We start from the raw sequence: 18,276 nt of genomic DNA on the forward strand, positions 1-18,276 counted from the left end.
TTAATGAACGGTTGGCTGTTTAAATATATTAATAAATAATTTAGGAAAATTTCCCAGTACACCTCGATCCAGGCAAATATGGACAAATAACGCAATAACACTGTAATTATCCTGAAATAACCAGAGCCAGAGCAAAGTAATCATACTAAGCGTGAATAAATTGTGGCAAATATTATAAACAGTATAAAAAACAGGTGGCGGAACCTCTTTCTTATTCAGCAAGCTCCAGATCCGTCCTGGGTAATAGCCGATAATATCAATCATAAAGAATAACAAAATAAATTGCCACCAATTGATATAACTATCAAGCTGCCAGGTCAGAAATAAACTGATAAAAAACAACCCCAGAAATTCCCAACGCAGAATTTTCAATGTATTAATCATTTCTATTCTCCATCATTTCTCTCTTCATGATCGCAATAATCTCTTCTGGCTGTTTAATCCAGACACTATGAGGATTCCCCTTAAGAGACGAGGTTATTTCACTAACTTTTGCGTTAGATATAAGACTTGCTAACGATTTGGCGGATTTTAATGGCGCCCAATTATCTTCTTTAAAACAAATATAAACCGCTTTGGATAAATTCTTATTCCTTTTAGCTTTATAAGCGCTGATATGGTTATAATTCCCTGTCCAGACAGTTTTGGACCAGTCCCGCATTAACCCCTTAGCTTCTCTTATACCAAAACCAATCTTTTTCCCAGGGAGATAACCATATAACGCAGTCAGAATGTTAAAAATAACAGCAGCCTTTATCATCTGTATCCGCCCCATTCCTTGCCAATTCTTATACCACACACTCCCGGTTGCCACACAAAACAGAGAAAAAGGCCGGTCAGTTGAGCAGGCAAAAAGCGTCGCAATATGCCCTCCAAGGCTGTGACCAAATACAATAGGAATTTCCTTACTATTTAATTGAATAGCCTTGTCCAACATTGTGGGAAGATAATCCCGTAGCAGATCGGAATAGTTATAATCATTTTCCCTGCTGGGTTTAGGTTGGTTGCCTCCATAACCTGGCATATCAGCAGTCACAACCTGAAAACCCTCTTTTGCCAGTTGTTGTATTAGAGTTTCATATTTCCTGATTTCTACACCAATAGCGGGTAACAATACAATAACTCTGCCATTACTATCTCCCTGATAAACCTTATAATTACAGAGAAAATTGCCAGCCACTTTAAAATTATTATTTTTCATATCTACAGTGTCCCCATTAACTACATCACACTCCGGTGACTGACATCGGCGATAAAGCAGCCAAAAAAATTCGTGTTTTAAAGGCGATAAATATCAATCATTTATCTATATTTACCTTTTCGGGCTATCGGTGGTTTTTAAATTTATTATTACCCAATAAAAAGCCCCTTATACTTTATTAGTTACAGGCTATCGATAAATCAAGAAGCATATATTATTTTCCAAATTATTTGCTGGAAGAATTATTTTACACTTTATATATGATTTAATTACAAGAGTGAATTATATCATAAATATATTAACAAAATTAATTACCAAGCAGTAATAATATCAACCATGAATATATAAAATAACTCCCGCAGAGAATATGGTTATATGTAAAAACAATCGATTAATAATCGAGATAAATGAATTTAATTGCGGAAATATATAAAGTAAAATTGACTTTATTTATGTAAAAATTAAATAATATATTCGCAAACTATTTCATTATATTATCTTTGCCAAATCAATTTAATATTTTTACCAAAACAAACTATTAATTACTTACATTATCTATTAATAACACTTACACAATGAAACTATTAAAGGTAATAAATTATTATTTATCTACTATTTAATTCATCAAATTAATCAGTCATTCTGATATGTTATTTTCTGACTGGCTTTAATTACAACCATCAATTTTACGGGATTAAAAACTATCTTATTTGGCGTTACTGTTGCAGGCCGTTATTGTAAATAAATAGTGAACACAGGCAGCGCACAGAAATCAGATCTATACATAGTACGTAAGGAATGACAGATAACATTCTCCACACATCGGATGAGTGTTTTCCAGGTTTATCGTCCATAATTGGGAATGAAAATGAATTCCATCTTATGATTCTGAGGACATTTCGATGAGCACTGCCGTTACCAGTAAAAAAACAAAACGAACTAAAATTACGACGAATAATGCTGCTGCTAACGGGCAGGTACAGTCATTAAGTCGTGGGCTTAATCTTTTGGAATCTATTTCCGAGTCACCCGGCGGTATCGCGCTGACTGATTTAGCACAACAAGCCGGATTACCCAACTCTACCACTCACCGCCTTTTGACCACCTTGCAACAGCACGGTTTTGTTCGTCAGGTTGGCGATTTAGGGTTGTGGGTTATCGGTTCACACACGTTTATTGTCGGTAGCAGTTTCTTACAGAGCCGCAATCTATTGGCACTTATTCACCCTATCCTTCGCCGCTTGATGGAAGATTCCGGTGAAACTGTCAACCTGGCTATTCTTGATCACAGTGAATATGAAGCGGTTATTGTCGATCAGGTGCAGTGTAATGCCCTGATGAGAATGTCCGCACCTATTGGCGGCAAATTGCCTATGCATGCTTCCGGGGCAGGAAAAGCATTCCTTTCAACACTATCAGATAACCAACGGGTTCAGTTACTGCATAAAAAAGGGCTTCATACTTACACGCAACATACCAAGACAACCCCTTCTGGTTTAAAAGAAAATCTGGAACAAGCACGCAAACAAGGGTATTCATTCGATGATGAAGAACATGCTTTGGGTCTGCGCTGTATTGCCGCTTGTATTTATGATGAGCATCACGAAGCCTTCGCTGCTATTTCTATTTCCGGCCCTGTATCTCGGATCACCGATGATCGCGTCACTGAACTTGGCGCCTTGGTTATTCATGCAGCAAAAGAGATTAGTAAAGAATATGGTGGAATTCGTTAACTCTTTTTCTTAAATTATCATATACTTCTCAGGGCATTGATTTCTTCGTGCCCTGTCTTTTCAGAACAATAAATTCAACTTAATTTATCATCCCCCTGAAAATATTATTGGCAATATAATAGAATAACAACGAAATTATTTAACCAGTTTGGAAATAATATTAATGAAAAATGCGATAAAGAATCCGAAAATAATTATATTTCCGGACTCTTATATATAGAATGATTAGTTAATGAAAAACTAATCAATGAGTATTATCCTGATTAAATCGCTTTTGATAAATTCCAGGTGCCTGTCCCATTGCCTCGATTAGAAAGAAGTGAAGTATATACATTATATACTGCACCAGAAGCAGTAGCATTGAAACAAATATCGAGAAATCCTCCACGTACACTATTATAACCATTCAGAAAACGGATAATATTGCCTTCACGAACTTTACCATCATGTCCATTGGTTGTATCTGAAAAAATATACCATGTTAGGGTCTCAACCGGACGTGCTACTTTATCCGCCGTATAAACATTATAGAGCTCAGGTGACGGTGCATAACCATTAGTACCGAGATATCCCCCATTATTCTGGTAAAGATTGACAAGAAACACAATATCACCACTGTAAACCACTTCGCCTATGCCTTTTCCGCTTGCAGACAAAATTTCCCATGTACCCGTACCCGGACCACGTGCCGGAGAAGCAGCCGTGTATACATTATATTTTGCGCCTTGCACGGTTGCATAACCATTAGTATCCAGATAACCACCGTTTCCATTAAGATAGTTATTCTTAATATGAATTTTATCACCGTATAAAATTACACTAGCCATTATTATCTCCTTAAATACTTCTATGAAGTTATATATGTATTATATGAAAATTTTAATACTTTTAATTAAGAGTCAAAAATATCCATTGTTTTTTAATCATTAGCCGTGACAAAAAACATGTTTTCGAAATTCAATGAAATTATAGAATGCAAAAAAACAAGCAGATCTATTTTTATTTCTCAAAGCAATCACTAAATATATGACTTTAATTTACATTCCGATTATGCTTTCCTTAATAAAAATATATGGTAGATTCACATAATAAGTGCAATATTGTTAATCTGGAAGTAAACATGTTTGTATTTTCTTAAATAACTCATTCGGTGTTTTATCACCCCGAGTTTTTCGGGGGGGATGATTTAATCGGTTCCCTTTGGAAAGTATTGTCTGATTAACTCATTGATATTCTCATTGATCCCTTTTTCCCAGGGCGAGTAAGGGGGAGAAAATTAAATTTGTGTTTTTTGTTTCCGGTGTTATTTTCACGGCTTTCTTAGTACTACAACCGTACTTACTTTTTTCAACTCAGTGCCTGAGCTGATAGAGATCCCAGTCACATGGTTAAGTAACCCATTCGTATATTGTTGGATATAGCAATTTTCTAATCATAATCACTATAAATATTGGTATGGTTCCTTAATAACCGTGAGTTGAAGGTATCCCGAAACCCACTATGAACTATGATTCAAGCAATCAGGCTTAATCATATGGAGCTTGCAATGGCTGGCGCAAAGTAGGTTATTTCCCCCGCAACCAGCCTTTTCCTGACATGCTGCACTCCTCCCTCTCTCGAGGTTCAAACCCATTACTGGGTAAGGATTAGTCAGGCTTGCAATAGGCACTCCAACAGCCTATGATTATCACGATGATTCGAGATAACTACTTGTTTTATAAAAAAATATCGAACCTAGAACGGAATGTCATCATCAAAATCCATTGGCGGCTCATTGTTTTGTGGAGCAAAGGACTGAGCCGGACGGGAAGCGGTACCGCCACCGCTGAACTGTTGAGATTGTTGTGGTTGTGATTGTGATTGTGGCTGCTGTGGTTGTCCCCAGCTACTGCCTTGTGATTGATTATCCTGGAAGCCGCTCGCACGCCCACCCAGCATTTGCATGGTACCACCCATGTTTACCACCACTTCAGTGGTGTAACGATCCTGGCCGTTCTGATCCTGCCATTTACGGGTTTGCAGAGCGCCTTCGATATAAACCTGTGAACCTTTACGCAGGTATTCACCCGCGACTTCCGCCAGTTTGCCGAATAAAACAACCCGGTGCCATTCAGTCTTTTCTTTCATCTCACCGGTCTGTTTATCGCGCCAGCTTTCAGAAGTCGCCAGAGTAATGTTAGTCACTGCGCCACCGTTTGGCATATAGCGGACTTCTGGGTCCTGCCCCAGGTTGCCGATTAAAATAACTTTGTTTACGCCTCTGCTGGCCATTGGGAATACTCCTGATGAAATGAATTTCTACAATTATAAGCAATGCAGTTTAACATGCGATGCTAAAAATGAAACACAACCACATTAGAACGGACTTTGCGAAGCTCACCGTACTTTATATGTACTTATTGCATTATTTCACTTAACTACTGTATATCTAATCAGTCAACTCTGTGTAATAATAACGCACTTATTATTAGTTATGCACGTACGAATAATCTGGGAAATGGTTCATGGATAACATCGAAGTTCGGGGCGCACGCACCCATAATCTCAAAAATATCAATCTGATAATTCCCCGAGACAAGCTGATAGTTATCACGGGTTTGTCCGGTTCAGGTAAGTCTTCTCTGGCATTCGATACACTTTATGCAGAAGGGCAGCGTCGCTATGTTGAATCGCTTTCAGCTTATGCGCGCCAGTTTTTGTCACTGATGGAGAAACCAGATGTTGATCATATCGAAGGGCTTTCCCCGGCTATTTCCATTGAACAAAAATCCACTTCCCATAACCCACGTTCAACCGTGGGAACAATTACTGAAATTCATGATTATCTGCGTTTGCTGTTTGCCCGTGTAGGTGAACCACGTTGTCCTGATCACGATGTTCCACTTGCAGCACAGACTGTCAGCCAGATGGTAGATAATGTTCTGGCGCTGCCGGAAGGGAATCGCCTGATGTTGCTGGCGCCAATCGTCAAAGAGCGCAAAGGGGAACACTCTAAGCTGCTGGATAATCTGGCGGCCCAAGGCTATATCCGCGCACGCATTGATGGTGAAGTCTGTGATCTGTCCGATCCCCCAAAACTGGAATTACAGAAAAAACATACCATTGAGGTGGTTATTGATCGCTTTAAAGTTCGCACCGATCTGGCCCAACGTCTGGCTGAATCTTTTGAAACAGCGCTAGAGCTTTCAGGCGGCACAGCCATTGTCGCCGATATGGATGACAATAAGGCTGAAGAACTGATTTTCTCCGCTAACTTCGCGTGTCCTGCATGTGGCTATAGCATGAGTGAGCTGGAACCTCGCCTGTTCTCTTTTAACAACCCAGCGGGTGCCTGCCCAACTTGTGATGGTTTAGGCATTCAGCAATTTTTTGATCCTGACAGAGTCATCCAGAACGGTGATATCTCTCTGGCAGGGGGGGCAATTCGGGGTTGGGATCGCCGTAATTTTTATTATTTCCAGATGCTGTGTTCATTGGCAAACTATTATAAATTTGATATTGAAGCACCTTTCAATTCTCTGAGTGCCAGTATTCAGAAAGTGGTGTTATATGGTTCCGGTAAACAATCCATTGAATTTAAATACACCAATGACCGTGGCGATACCACGGTGCGCAACCATCCGTTTGAGGGTGTACTGCATAATATGGAACGCCGCTATAAAGAGACAGAATCTACTGCCGTTCGTGAGGAACTGGCGAAATATATCAGCAACCGCTCATGTATTTCCTGTCACGGAACCCGTTTACGCAAAGAAGCCCGTTATGTATTTATTGAGAATACAACTTTGCCGGAAATCTCAGATTTTAGCATCGGCCATGCAATGGACTTCTTCCAAAATATCAAGCTCAGTGGTCAGCGCGCACAAATTGCCGAAAAAGTATTGAAAGAGATCCGTGACCGTCTGAAATTTTTGGTTAATGTGGGTCTGAATTATTTAACGCTCTCCCGTTCCGCCGAAACACTGTCCGGTGGCGAAGCTCAACGTATACGTCTTGCCAGCCAGATTGGCGCAGGTTTGGTGGGAGTAATGTATGTACTTGATGAACCGTCTATTGGGTTACATCAGCGGGATAATGAACGTCTGCTGGAAACGCTGATCCACTTGCGAAATCTGGGGAATACTGTGATTGTGGTTGAGCATGATGAGGATGCAATCCGCGCTGCCGACCATATTATTGATATTGGCCCCGGTGCAGGTGTACATGGCGGTGAAATCGTCGCGGAAGGCTCAGTTAAAGACATTATGGTGAGCAAAGATTCACTAACAGGTCAATTCCTGAGTGGAAAGCGTGAAATTGCCATCCCAGAGAAGCGTATCTCGGCAGATCCGAAAAAGGTGCTGAAACTGATCGGAGCGAAAGGTAATAACCTGAAAAATGTGACGTTCAGCCTACCGGTCGGATTATTTACTTGTATTACCGGGGTCTCCGGCTCCGGTAAATCGACGCTAATAAATGATACGCTGTTCCCCATTGCACAACGCCAATTAAATGGCGCGACCAATATCAATCCTGCGCCTTATATTGATATTCAAGGACTGGAGCATTTCGATAAAGTAATTGATATTGACCAGAGTCCGATTGGCCGAACTCCCCGCTCTAACCCCGCAACTTACACTGGTGTATTCACGCCAGTCCGTGAGTTGTTTGCAGGCGTACCTGAATCCCGCGCCCGTGGTTATACACCTGGACGATTCAGCTTTAACGTTAAAGGTGGACGCTGTGAAGCTTGTCAGGGTGATGGCGTTATTAAAGTAGAAATGCACTTTTTGCCTGATATTTATGTCCCCTGCGATCAGTGTAAAGGTAAGCGTTATAACCGCGAAACACTGGAAGTAAAATATAAAGGCAAGAATATCAATGAAGTCCTGAATATGACGATCGAAGAAGCCCGTGAATTCTTTGATGCTGTTCCTGCTCTGGCCCGCAAATTGCAAACACTGATAGATGTCGGTCTTTCTTATATCCGTTTGGGGCAATCAGCAACGACGTTGTCAGGTGGTGAAGCACAACGGGTAAAACTGGCGCGTGAGCTATCTAAACGTGGAACTGGGCAGACGTTATATATTCTTGATGAACCAACAACTGGTCTGCATTTTGCTGATATTCAGCAATTATTGGCGGTTTTGCATCAGCTACGCGATCAAGGAAATACCATTGTGGTTATTGAGCATAATCTTGATGTGATTAAAACCGCTGACTGGATTGTGGATCTTGGTCCTGAAGGAGGAAGCGGTGGCGGTGAGGTTCTGATTTCTGGTACGCCAGAAGAAGTCGCGGAATGTGAAAAATCACATACCGCACGTTTCTTGAAACCTATATTGAAAAAAGAAGCATAATCGGCAAATAGGGGCGATTTAAGCCCCTTTTTTCTGTAATGATTGTTCAAGCCGTTGAGACAGATCTCCTTTATTAACTCACTTGAAGATAAGACTCAAAGCTATAACTCAGTTGTTTTACCCACGGCTTTGCCAATAACAACAAGCAATTTTCGCTGCCAGTTCAGCGTTATTGAGCACTAACTGAATATTGGAAGATAGGCTATTGCCCCCGGTTAACTCAGAGACTCTAGCTAACAAAAACGGCGTACACGCTTTTCCATTTACTCTCTGTTCTATAGATTCGCGTACTGCCTGTTCGATAGCAACATTGATCTCCGCTTCCGGCATGGCGTATGGCTCAGGGATCGGATTGGCAACTACCAAACCGCCCTGTAGTCCAGTCTCCCATTTTGCTGCCATCGCTTGAGCTATCTGTTCTGGAGAATCCAGACGAATATTGACGGGGAATGGGCTGGTACGACAGAAAAACGCCGGTAAAGCATGAGTCTGATAGCCAATCAGTGGCACACCGTGAGTTTCAAGATATTCTGTTGTCAGGCCAAGATCCAAAATAGATTTAGCGCCAGCACAGACTACCGCAACACTGGTTTTCGCTAATTCTGGTAAATCGGCAGAAATATCAAAAGTCTGTTCCGCCCCACGGTGCACACCGCCAATACCGCCGGTAGCGAAGATTCTAATCCCGGCCATTGCCGCAATAATCATGGTAGAAGCCACCGTCGTCGCGCCATTTTTTCCAGCCGCGATAACAAAGGGTAAATCACGACGGCTGACTTTAGTTATTTCATCACCTTTTCTAGCCAAAAACTCCATTTCTTCATGCGACAGACCTGCTTTCATCATCCCATTGATAACAGCAATTGTTGCAGGAACAGCACCATTTTCCCTGATTTTCTGCTCAACTTGTAGCGCAGTCTTTACATTTTGCGGGTAAGGCATTCCATGAGCAATAATGGTCGATTCTAACGCCACAACCGGTCGGTTATTCTCTAAAGCCTCTGTAACTTCCGGGGAAATATCCAAATATTTATTGCTACTAGCATGATTTTTCATAATTGTAATTCCAACAATTTTTGGACACTGCCATTTGACAGATTTGGGTTATTGGTCAATTCACAAGAGAGCGTGAGCGCGGAACACCCTTGAGCAAAACGGACACTCTCTGCCAGCGTCATATCTTCTAACCAGCAGTTCACCAATCCGGCCATCATGGCATCTCCGGCACCTGTTACATTGACAATCTTGATACTGATGGGAAGTAACCACCCTGCCACACCATTACTTTCACTAAAGTAGACCCCCTCTACACCCATGCTGAGTACTAACCGCTGCACACCTTGATCGTGAAACCACCGCGCCACTGCCGGAACATCGGTAGGTTGGGTAATTTTCATTCCACTAAGCGCTTCCGCCTCCAGACAATTAGGTTTTAAGGTGTGGATATAGGAAAGCCAGTTTTTAATCTTAGGTGCTTTAAATGCGGATACTGTATCCACAAATACCGGCACTGTTCCGGCATTAGTCAACAGCCAAACCAAAGCTTCTTCGGATAAATTGCAATCAATAACCAGTACGCCTGCATGTTGAATAAGATCATAATGATTCGCTAACAACGATGGCGTCAATTTTTCCAAAATATGCATGTCATTGATGGCAACCAACATCTCACCACCGCCATCTAATAAGGAGACATATGTCGAGGTATTTTCACCATAAAGCTTATAGCAGTAGTCAATATTAACACCTGCGCATCTGGCCTGATCCAGTAAAGTGTTACCATAGAAATCATCGCCAACAACAGAAATAAGATGACATTCTTTACCTAATAACGCGATATTTTGAGCAATATTTCTGCCTACACCACCAGGGGTACATTTTATTTTCCCTGGGTTAGAATCTTGATAAATAAGTTTATCCGATGCATAACCGTAAACATCCATATTAATAGAACCAACTGCCACCACATAATTATGATCAGATAAAATATAACCTTTCCCTTTTATATATCCCTTATTCATTAAATTCATAATATGACCAGCAACACCAGAGCGACTTATACCTAAAATATCGGCAATTTCCTGCTGTGGAATTAATGGATCTTGTCTCAGAAGTTGCAATATTTGTTTTTCCCGGTTCGTCATTTTTGAGCACTTGTTTGTTTTTAAACATACGTTTGTTTTATGTGCGAAATGTAAAACAGTAAAGAGGGATTTTTTAGTTTTATGATAAAGTTGGGAGAACGATCGTAAGAATGGATTGCCGAGTTTTAACCCTGTTTTATGTGATTGCCATCAAGTTAAACCCTGCCGAAAAAAGTTTATTCCAATATATTGATAATGAATCAGCCTCTCATTCTGGAAATATGTTTAATAAAACAAAGTAATAAGCAAAATATTATCTAAACCTAACAAATGTTTGGATATACCTTGAAATAGTCAGGATCGTTTTTTACCATTTGAAACACGTTTCATGGAAAATTGATTTGTTTCACATTAAAAAATATATTCCATAGCCGGAATTATCCGCTAACAAGCTATATACGCTGCGATTAGAACAAATGCGTTAAATACCTTAGGCAAACATCTGGAACTTATTGCCATTTAAACATCACGATAGAATAACCTTAAACCTCGCCACAGCGAGGTTTAAGTGAATAACTAAATTACGGCCTCATTACCATTTATCTCGGTAGTCAAATGATATTTGATACCAATATTTATCTGTTTCAATTTTATTTTTAAAATATGGCCCAAGTGTTGGTTCCCACTCTTTTTTTACATCGAACCCACCATTATTAATATTATCTTCAATAGGAAGCCCTAGTTTTTCTATTACTGAACCATCATCACCCAGATCTCCAGAATATTCCTCGCCAATAAACTCTTCCGTTTTTCTATCATACCATGCAATGTTTAATTTTAATCCCATAACTCACCTCATAAAAATTTTTTAATACTACGTTCTGGATCAGCAGCAGCTAATTGTTTACCTGTTTTATGATCAAAAACACCTATATGTTGACCATCACTAGCCCTGTAACCTTCAAGTTCACCATGCCGAGAATCCCACTCGTAAATTTTACGGCCTTTTTCACCAATCCATCGTTTACGCTTTCCACCCCCATTCTGCTTTGGCGTTTTTTGGGGACCTCTTCTTAATTCACCTAGCCCCTTAATTTCTTCAGTCTTCGGAGCTGGATAATAATCATGACTGGCCTCTTTAACACTTTTACGCTTTTTCCTGTTTTCTTCTTTTACCTTATCCCGATGCTTCTCAGCCTCAACTTTTGCCTGTTCCGCTTTTTTGCGGTTTTCCATTGCAATGTTAAATTCATTTTGCGCTGGATTTATTTTCTTCCAAGCGTCTAACAACCGACGACCAAAACGTTCATAGTATATCGCTTTTAAAAGTGCTGCACTCGTTTGTATTTGAGCTTCTTTAGGATCTTTGATACCCTGCAATTTCTTAAAATCTGAAAGCGTCATAGCAGATACGTATGCTTTTATTCCTTCTTTTAAAAGAATATCCAAACCTTTTTTGTTATCCGTTTTTATCTCTACTTTAAGTTTCTTCCCATCTATCTCAATATCCTTTGTATAAACAAGAGGATTTTTTACAGGATCTGCCAGCGCTTTACCTTCCGGCGTATTTTTTACCTGATTTAATACCTTTAGCTTTTCCTGATAAATTTTATCAAGCGGTTTGAATACTTGTTCTGCTTCATAAAGCCGCCGCTCCGCTGCTTCAACAGGATGTGCTTTCTCCCACTTTTCTTGTTGCTGCTTTGCCTCTGCCGCCTGTTTTTTAGCTTCCGCCGTACTCAATACTGTCGTCACCGAAACATACACCGGTTCTGCATTTGACCCCGCTGGAAAATGGACGATAGCATCCACTGTATTTTTAACCGGTGCTGGTGTATATGGTTTAACCGGCACATCAGCTACTGGTGTTACCTCTTTTCTACTAATAAATATATTTCTTCTTGGAGGATCACTTATTCTGATATGCACTGGAGGCATACTCGGAACAACTTTTGCGGTGAAGACATTCTGCCGTTTAGTTTTTACCGCTTTAACCACAGGAACACTCACAGTTCTAGCTAGCGTTCTAACAATTGCCAATGTCTGCTTATCTTTCTCAATGACATCCTGTACTTGAATATCAGTAACCACGCTGGACATTGTGGCTAACTGGGATACAGGTGTTTTTGTGACCTGACTGGCTTGTATTGCCTGAATAATCATCCTCTGCCGTTCTGCTTTAAACTTTTCATCTTCAGGTATTCCCAATTCACCAGGCCACATAGCTCCTACTGCCACACCAGCAAAACGTCCCACATAAGGTGCGGCGTCTAATGCAACACTGCCCAATCGGGTTAATGTCGAACTCACAGCACTGGCTATCTGTTTTCGAAATAATGTAAATCCCCACAGCCCATCAATGACAGAAATGTTCATCGGTTGAGCGCCGATAGCTGCCGATGCCTGAGCCTCTGGAAATAAGGATAGATTCACCCCTCCATTTTTTCCTGTACGGTCAACCCGTTCATGATCTCCTGAGTTTCCACTGCCACCTCCCCATCCTCGATCAGACTTGCCGCCTGATGTCACAGTCATTGTGTCATGATTGGCGAGAGCCTCTCCATCTCCTCCTTTACTGCCTACGCTCTCTATCGTTTGCATATCACGGTCATGGCCTTTTCTATCTCCCTCATTCATCTCATTCTCCTCTTTCATCAAATAAAAAGCACACATAATCACTGTATATGCAGACAGCAAATTAGAACAAAAACAGATTTATCTCAAGTAAGAATGATTATTATTATTTATGTAATAATAAACACCATTTAAGATTAGTGATACTCGTTACTAGTTTGAACAATAATTGCAGTCCGAAAAAACACCACAATAAAAATATTAAAAATCAATAAAATAAGTTAAATCAGAGAGAGAGAAAAGCGCACCATACATAGTGCGCTTCTAAAGAGGGGTGTACTGCTATTTTACGAATCTGCCCATCGTTATCATCAATAGCAGATCATTTACATTAAAATCTATTACTTATTTACCGCTGCAAATGTTTCAGCAATACGTTCAACGTTGTGGTAATTGACCCCAGCCATACAGACACGTCCATTACCGACCAAATAAACAGCAAACTCTTTGCGCAGGCGATCCACTTGCTGCTGACTAAAGCCGGTATAACTGAACATGCCGCGCTGTTTCAACAAGTGATCAAAATTTTTCTCTGGCAATGCGGTTTTCAGGACATCCACCAGCACCGTGCGCATTTCCAGAATACGCAGGCGCATATGTTCAACCTCTCCCAACCACTGTGCCTTTAAAGCCGGATCAGTCAGTACTTTAGCCACAACCTGTGCACCAAAATTCGGTGGGCTAGAATAAATACGGCGCACACCCGCTTTCAACTGTCCAAGCACCCGATCTTTGATCTGGGCATCATCACAAACAACAGACAAGCCACCAACGCGTTCACCATACATAGAAAATATCTTGGAGAAGGAGTTGCTCACCAAGAAAGGCAAACCGGCTGTCGCCATAGCGCGAATGGCATAAGCATCTGCTTCCATGCCATCCGCAAGCCCCTGATACGCAATATCAAGAAATGGCAGAAGTTCTCTTTCTTCAACAATCTGAACAACCTGATCCCATTGATCATTTGTCAGATCCGATCCCGTTGGGTTATGGCAACAAGGATGCATCAAAACTATGCTTTTTGCCGGCAATTTTCTGAACGTTTCCAGCATTTCACTGAATTTTACCCCTTTGGTCTGTTCATCAAAATAAGGGTAATAGTTCACCTTCACACCAGCACCCGTAAAAATAGCCGCGTGGTTTTCCCAGGTTGGATCACTGCACCACACTTCTGAATCAGGAAAATACCGATGCAGAAAATCAGCACCAACTTTCAGACCACCAGAACCACCTAACGCTTGAATTGTCGCTACCCGCTGTTGTTGCAACATGGGATGATCTTTACCAAATAGCAGTTCTTGAACAGCAAGACGATATGATTGCAGCCCTTCCATTGGCAGATAAAGAGAGGCAGTCTGTGACATCGCACGAAGTTGCTCTTCGGCGGTAGCCACAGCCTGCAATTGCGGAGTCACACCTTGCTCATCGTAATACAGCCCAATGCTTAGATTAATTTTTTCCGCACGAGGATCTTTTTTAAATTCTTCAGCCAGCGAAAGAATAGGATCACCGGCATAAATATCAACATTCTGAAACATCAGGCTATACTCCTTGTCAATCATTATTCAACAAACAATATAGCCTATAGCATCATTCGTCCAGATATTCCATTGCAACTCGGGATGTGAGTTTAGTCATCAGCTCGTAAGTAATGATACCCGTGCATTCAGCAACCCGTTCCACTGGCAGCACATCCCCCCAGAGAACCACTTCATCACCGACTTTATCTGTCGCATCCGGCCCCAAATCAATAGATATCATATCCATTGAAACACGGCCGACAATCGGCACTTCACGCCCATTAACAAGTATTGGCGTTCCTGAGGGAGCACTGCGCGGATAGCCATCGCCATAACCAATAGCCACAACACCAAGCCAGGTATCCTGTTCACTAACCCAAGTTCCACCATAACCGACTGATTCACCGGCTTTGTGTTTACGAACCGCAATCAAACTCGATTTTAATGTCATCGCGGGGATCAGGTTAAAATCCGCCGCCGTTTTATCTGGCAATGGCGATACACCATACATCATAATCCCAGGGCGCACCCAGTTCTGATGGGCTTCCGGCCACAATAGGATCCCCCCCGACGCATCAATAGACTTTTCTCCCGGTTTGTTAGCACAGAAAGCCTGAAAACAAGCAATCTGCTGGCGGGTTGTGTCTACGGTGGGTTCATCAGCTCTGCTGAAATGGCTGACAATATTGACTGGTTGCCGTACATTTTGGCAGCGACTTAGCCGTTCATAGAAAGCTTCCGCATCTTCTGGCCGAACACCAAGGCGATGCATTCCGCTATCCAATTTCATCCACACTTTTATCGGATGAGATAATTCAGCCTGCTCCAGTGCTTCCAATTGCTCAACGCTGTGCACCACCGTATCAATCTGATTGGCTACCAGTACAGGCAGGTCAGACGCATCAAAGAATCCTTCCAATAACAGAATTGGTTTGACAATACCACCGTGGCGTAACGTCAATGCTTCACCAATTCGCGCTACACCGAAACAATCGGCGTCTCCCAGCGTATGTGCTGTCTCCAGTAAACCGTGGCCATAAGCGTTTGCTTTCACAACTGCAATAAGATTGCTTTTAGGGGCGAGAGTCCTTACCCGTTGCAGGTTATGTCGCAGAGCGCGGCGGTCAATAACTGCGGTTGCCGCTTTCATTTTATTCCTTTATTGATTAATTCTCTGGTGGTTAATACTTATTCGTCGTCATAACTCGGGCCGGCGTAGTTATCAAACCGCGACCACTGACCATTAAACGTCAGGCGAACTGTACCGATTGGACCGTTACGCTGCTTACCAAGAATGATTTCAGCCACACCTTTCATGTCGCTGCTCTCATGGTAAACCTCGTCACGATAGATAAACATAATCAGGTCGGCATCCTGCTCAATAGAGCCGGATTCACGTAAATCAGAGTTAACCGGGCGCTTATCCGCCCGTTGTTCAAGGCTACGGTTGAGCTGAGAAAGTGCAACTACCGGCACCTGAAGTTCTTTAGCCAACGCTTTGAGTGAACGGGAAATTTCTGCAATTTCCAAAGTACGGTTATCAGATAAAGATGGAACCCGCATTAATTGCAGGTAATCAATCATAATGAGGCTCAATCCGCCATTTTCACGGAAAACACGCCGGGCACGGGAACGCACTTCGGTTGGTGTCAGGCCGGAAGAGTCATCAATATACATATTGCGTTTTTCCAGCAATATCCCCATCGTACTGGAGATCCGCGCCCAATCCTCATCATCAAGTTGACCTGTACGGATACGGGTTTGATCTACCCGAGAAAGAGATGCCAACATACGCATCATGATCTGGTTGCCAGGCATTTCAAGACTGAAGATCAGGACAGGTTTGTCCTGCATCATGGCGGCGTTTTCACACAGGTTCATGGCGAAAGTGGTTTTACCCATAGAAGGACGAGCGGCTACGATGATCAGATCTGATTTTTGTAACCCTGCGGTTTTCTTATCCAGATCCTGATAACCGGTAGAAACACCTGTTACGCCATCATGAGGACGCTGATAGAGTTGCTCAATGCGTTCGACGGTTTCCTCAAGGATACGTTCTATCCCTTTTGGTCCTTCATCTTTACTGGCACGGTTTTCTGCGATCTGGAATACCCGCGATTCAGCAAGATCCAATAATTCTTCGCTGCTCCGTCCCTGAGGATCGTAACCTGCATCCGCAATTTCATTTGCTACGGCGATCATATCGCGGACAACAGCACGTTCGCGGACAATATCCGCATAAGCATTAATGTTAGCTGCACTTGGCGTATTTTTGGATAATTCGGCCAGATAAGCAAAGCCGCCTACATTGTTCAAATCTCCACTCTGCTCAAGAGATTCAGATAACGTAATCAGGTCGATGGGGTTGCCCATCTCCAGCAACCGCTGCATTTCAGAAAAAATACGTCGGTGTGGACGGCTGAAAAAATCATTGCTGGTGACTCGCTCGGAAACATTATCCCAACGCTCGTTATCCAGCATTAAACCACCTAACACTGATTGCTCCGCTTCCAAAGAGTGTGGCGGAAGCTTCAGTCCTTCCATTTGGCGATCTTTTGGTTCAGCCATTTTGTTGTGAGTTGATTTTTTTCCCGCCATGAATCCTGCAATAATCTACTGATAAATCTGTAACGACGCACGAGTATACGCTATGAAGTGCCTTGAGTAATTACATATAGTTTGTAATTATTCCTGACACATTAAAGCCCGTTTACAATCAGTTCAACTACTACGTACAAACATTCATCCCTACATTTACGAGGTTGAGTCATGGCAAAGCATATCGAATTTTCCGCAATCGGCGGCCCTGAAGTCCTTAAGTATTGTGAATTCACACCCGCAGCACCTGCTGAAGATGAAGTACAAGTAGAAAATAGAGCTATTGGAATCAACTATATTGATACTTATATCCGTAGCGGGCTATATCCACTGGCTCGCCTGCCAAGCGGTCTGGGTACAGAGGCCGCAGGCGTAGTCAGCAAAGTGGGTTCTGCTGTAACCTCCATAAAAGTGGGTGACCGTGTGGTTTATGCGCAATCAATTTTGGGTGCTTACAGTGAAGTGCATAATGTCCCGGAAAGTAAAGTTGCTGTTCTACCGGATGCCATCTCCTTCGAGCAAGCTGCCGCTTCTTTTTTGAAAGGGTTAACGGTTTACTATCTTTTGCGCCGTACCTACAAGATTCAACCAGACGAACCCTTTTTGTTTCATGCCGCCGCTGGTGGCGTTGGACTGATTGCTTGCCAATGGGCAAAAGCCTTGGGTGCAAAACTTATCGGAACGGTTGGCTCCGATGAGAAAGTCCAACGCGCTAAAGATGCGGGTGCATGGCAAGTTATTAACTATAACCGTGAAAATATTGTTGAGCGAGTTTATGAAATAACCAACGGTGAAAAAGTGGGTGTAGTTTATGACTCCGTCGGTAAATCCACTTGGCTAAACTCATTGGACTGCCTGAAACGCCACGGTTTGATGGTTAGTTTTGGTAATGCATCTGGGCCAGTTACGGGTGTTGATTTGGGGATTTTAAATCAGAAAGGCTCACTGTTTGTTACCCGCCCTTCTATCGCCGGCTATATTTCGACCCGCGAAGAGTTAGATGAGGCCAGCAAAGAGCTATTCAATCTGATTACCAGCGGCAAAATTAATGTAGATGTCCCAGAAAGCCAGAAATTCCCACTGAGTGAAGCGATAAGAGCGCATCAAACGTTGGAAAGTCGGGCTACTCAAGGATCAAGTTTACTGATCCCTTAACGGTAAAACGAG

Annotated in this window: 14 protein-coding genes and 1 pseudogene; 3 read left to right on the forward strand and 12 right to left on the reverse strand. The window is 42.1% G+C overall.

What is annotated here, in order from left to right; all coding sequences use genetic code 11:
• Together ABR397_RS14965 and ABR397_RS14970 are read right to left on the reverse strand one after the other, a co-directional pair.
• Positions 1-384, reverse strand: coding sequence for a hypothetical protein (locus ABR397_RS14965; RefSeq protein ID WP_350306439.1), 384 nt, complete (start codon positions 382-384; stop codon positions 1-3).
• A complete protein-coding gene (locus ABR397_RS14970) occupies positions 377-1,201 on the reverse strand; it encodes an alpha/beta fold hydrolase (RefSeq protein WP_350306440.1) in 825 nt (274 codons plus the stop codon). The genes ABR397_RS14965 and ABR397_RS14970 overlap by 8 nt, the downstream gene beginning before the upstream one ends.
• 902 nt (positions 1,202-2,103) lie before the next feature.
• Between ABR397_RS14970 and iclR the strand changes: the two genes are divergently transcribed.
• Positions 2,104-2,934 carry a glyoxylate bypass operon transcriptional repressor IclR gene (gene iclR, locus ABR397_RS14975; RefSeq protein ID WP_350306441.1) on the forward strand — a complete coding sequence of 277 codons (831 nt, stop codon included), beginning with the start codon at positions 2,104-2,106 and terminating at the stop codon, positions 2,932-2,934.
• A gap of 263 nt (positions 2,935-3,197) precedes the next feature.
• Here the strand turns inward: iclR and ABR397_RS14980 are convergent, their stop codons facing one another.
• The 3 genes and pseudogenes from ABR397_RS14980 to ABR397_RS14990 form a co-directional block, all read right to left on the reverse strand.
• Positions 3,198-3,761: a hypothetical protein gene (locus ABR397_RS14980; RefSeq protein WP_350306442.1), complete on the reverse strand. Its 564-nt coding sequence runs from the start codon at positions 3,759-3,761 to the stop codon at positions 3,198-3,200.
• 276 nt (positions 3,762-4,037) lie between these two features.
• A pseudogene (locus ABR397_RS14985) lies at positions 4,038-4,210 on the reverse strand (IS30 family transposase); the annotation flags it as partial.
• A gap of 458 nt (positions 4,211-4,668) precedes the next feature.
• Positions 4,669-5,205, reverse strand: a complete 537-nt coding sequence (locus ABR397_RS14990) for a single-stranded DNA-binding protein (protein ID WP_350306443.1) — start codon at positions 5,203-5,205, stop codon at positions 4,669-4,671.
• Positions 5,206-5,438: 233 nt separating this feature from the next.
• Between ABR397_RS14990 and uvrA the strand changes: the two genes are divergently transcribed.
• Positions 5,439-8,273 (forward strand): excinuclease ABC subunit UvrA, encoded by a 2,835-nt coding sequence (gene uvrA, locus ABR397_RS14995; RefSeq protein ID WP_350306444.1) that lies wholly within the window; start codon positions 5,439-5,441, stop codon positions 8,271-8,273.
• A gap of 117 nt (positions 8,274-8,390) precedes the next feature.
• Here the strand turns inward: uvrA and ABR397_RS15000 are convergent, their stop codons facing one another.
• The 7 genes from ABR397_RS15000 to dnaB all read right to left on the reverse strand — a co-directional run bounded on the left by ABR397_RS15000 (position 8,391) and on the right by dnaB (position 17,109).
• Entirely contained in the window at positions 8,391-9,329 is a 939-nt protein-coding gene (locus ABR397_RS15000) for a pseudouridine-5'-phosphate glycosidase (protein ID WP_350306445.1), read from the reverse strand.
• Positions 9,326-10,417 (reverse strand): PfkB family carbohydrate kinase, encoded by a 1,092-nt coding sequence (locus ABR397_RS15005; RefSeq protein ID WP_350306446.1) that lies wholly within the window; start codon positions 10,415-10,417, stop codon positions 9,326-9,328. Before ABR397_RS15005 ends, ABR397_RS15000 begins: the two co-directional genes overlap by 4 nt.
• Before the next feature lie 532 nt (positions 10,418-10,949).
• Complete coding sequence (locus ABR397_RS15010) at positions 10,950-11,204, reverse strand: cloacin immunity family protein (protein WP_350306447.1); 255 nt, start codon at positions 11,202-11,204, stop codon at positions 10,950-10,952.
• Positions 11,205-11,212: 8 nt separating this feature from the next.
• Positions 11,213-12,994 (reverse strand): colicin-like bacteriocin tRNase domain-containing protein, encoded by a 1,782-nt coding sequence (locus ABR397_RS15015; RefSeq protein WP_350306448.1) that lies wholly within the window; start codon positions 12,992-12,994, stop codon positions 11,213-11,215.
• A gap of 338 nt (positions 12,995-13,332) precedes the next feature.
• Positions 13,333-14,529: an amino acid aminotransferase gene (locus ABR397_RS15020; RefSeq protein ID WP_350306449.1), complete on the reverse strand. Its 1,197-nt coding sequence runs from the start codon at positions 14,527-14,529 to the stop codon at positions 13,333-13,335.
• A gap of 52 nt (positions 14,530-14,581) precedes the next feature.
• On the reverse strand, positions 14,582-15,661 hold the full coding sequence (gene alr / locus ABR397_RS15025) for an alanine racemase (RefSeq protein ID WP_350306450.1): 1,080 nt from the start codon (positions 15,659-15,661) through the stop codon (positions 14,582-14,584).
• A gap of 38 nt (positions 15,662-15,699) precedes the next feature.
• Positions 15,700-17,109 carry a replicative DNA helicase gene (gene dnaB, locus ABR397_RS15030; protein ID WP_350306451.1) on the reverse strand — a complete coding sequence of 470 codons (1,410 nt, stop codon included), beginning with the start codon at positions 17,107-17,109 and terminating at the stop codon, positions 15,700-15,702.
• Positions 17,110-17,280: 171 nt separating this feature from the next.
• On the opposite strand from dnaB, the gene ABR397_RS15035 reads away from it, so the two are divergent.
• Positions 17,281-18,264, forward strand: a complete 984-nt coding sequence (locus tag ABR397_RS15035) for a quinone oxidoreductase (RefSeq protein ID WP_350306452.1) — start codon at positions 17,281-17,283, stop codon at positions 18,262-18,264.
• Positions 18,265-18,276: the final 12 nt, after the last annotated feature.

The organism is Photorhabdus viridis (genome assembly GCF_040256935.1).
Lineage (GTDB): Bacteria > Pseudomonadota > Gammaproteobacteria > Enterobacterales > Enterobacteriaceae > Photorhabdus > Photorhabdus viridis.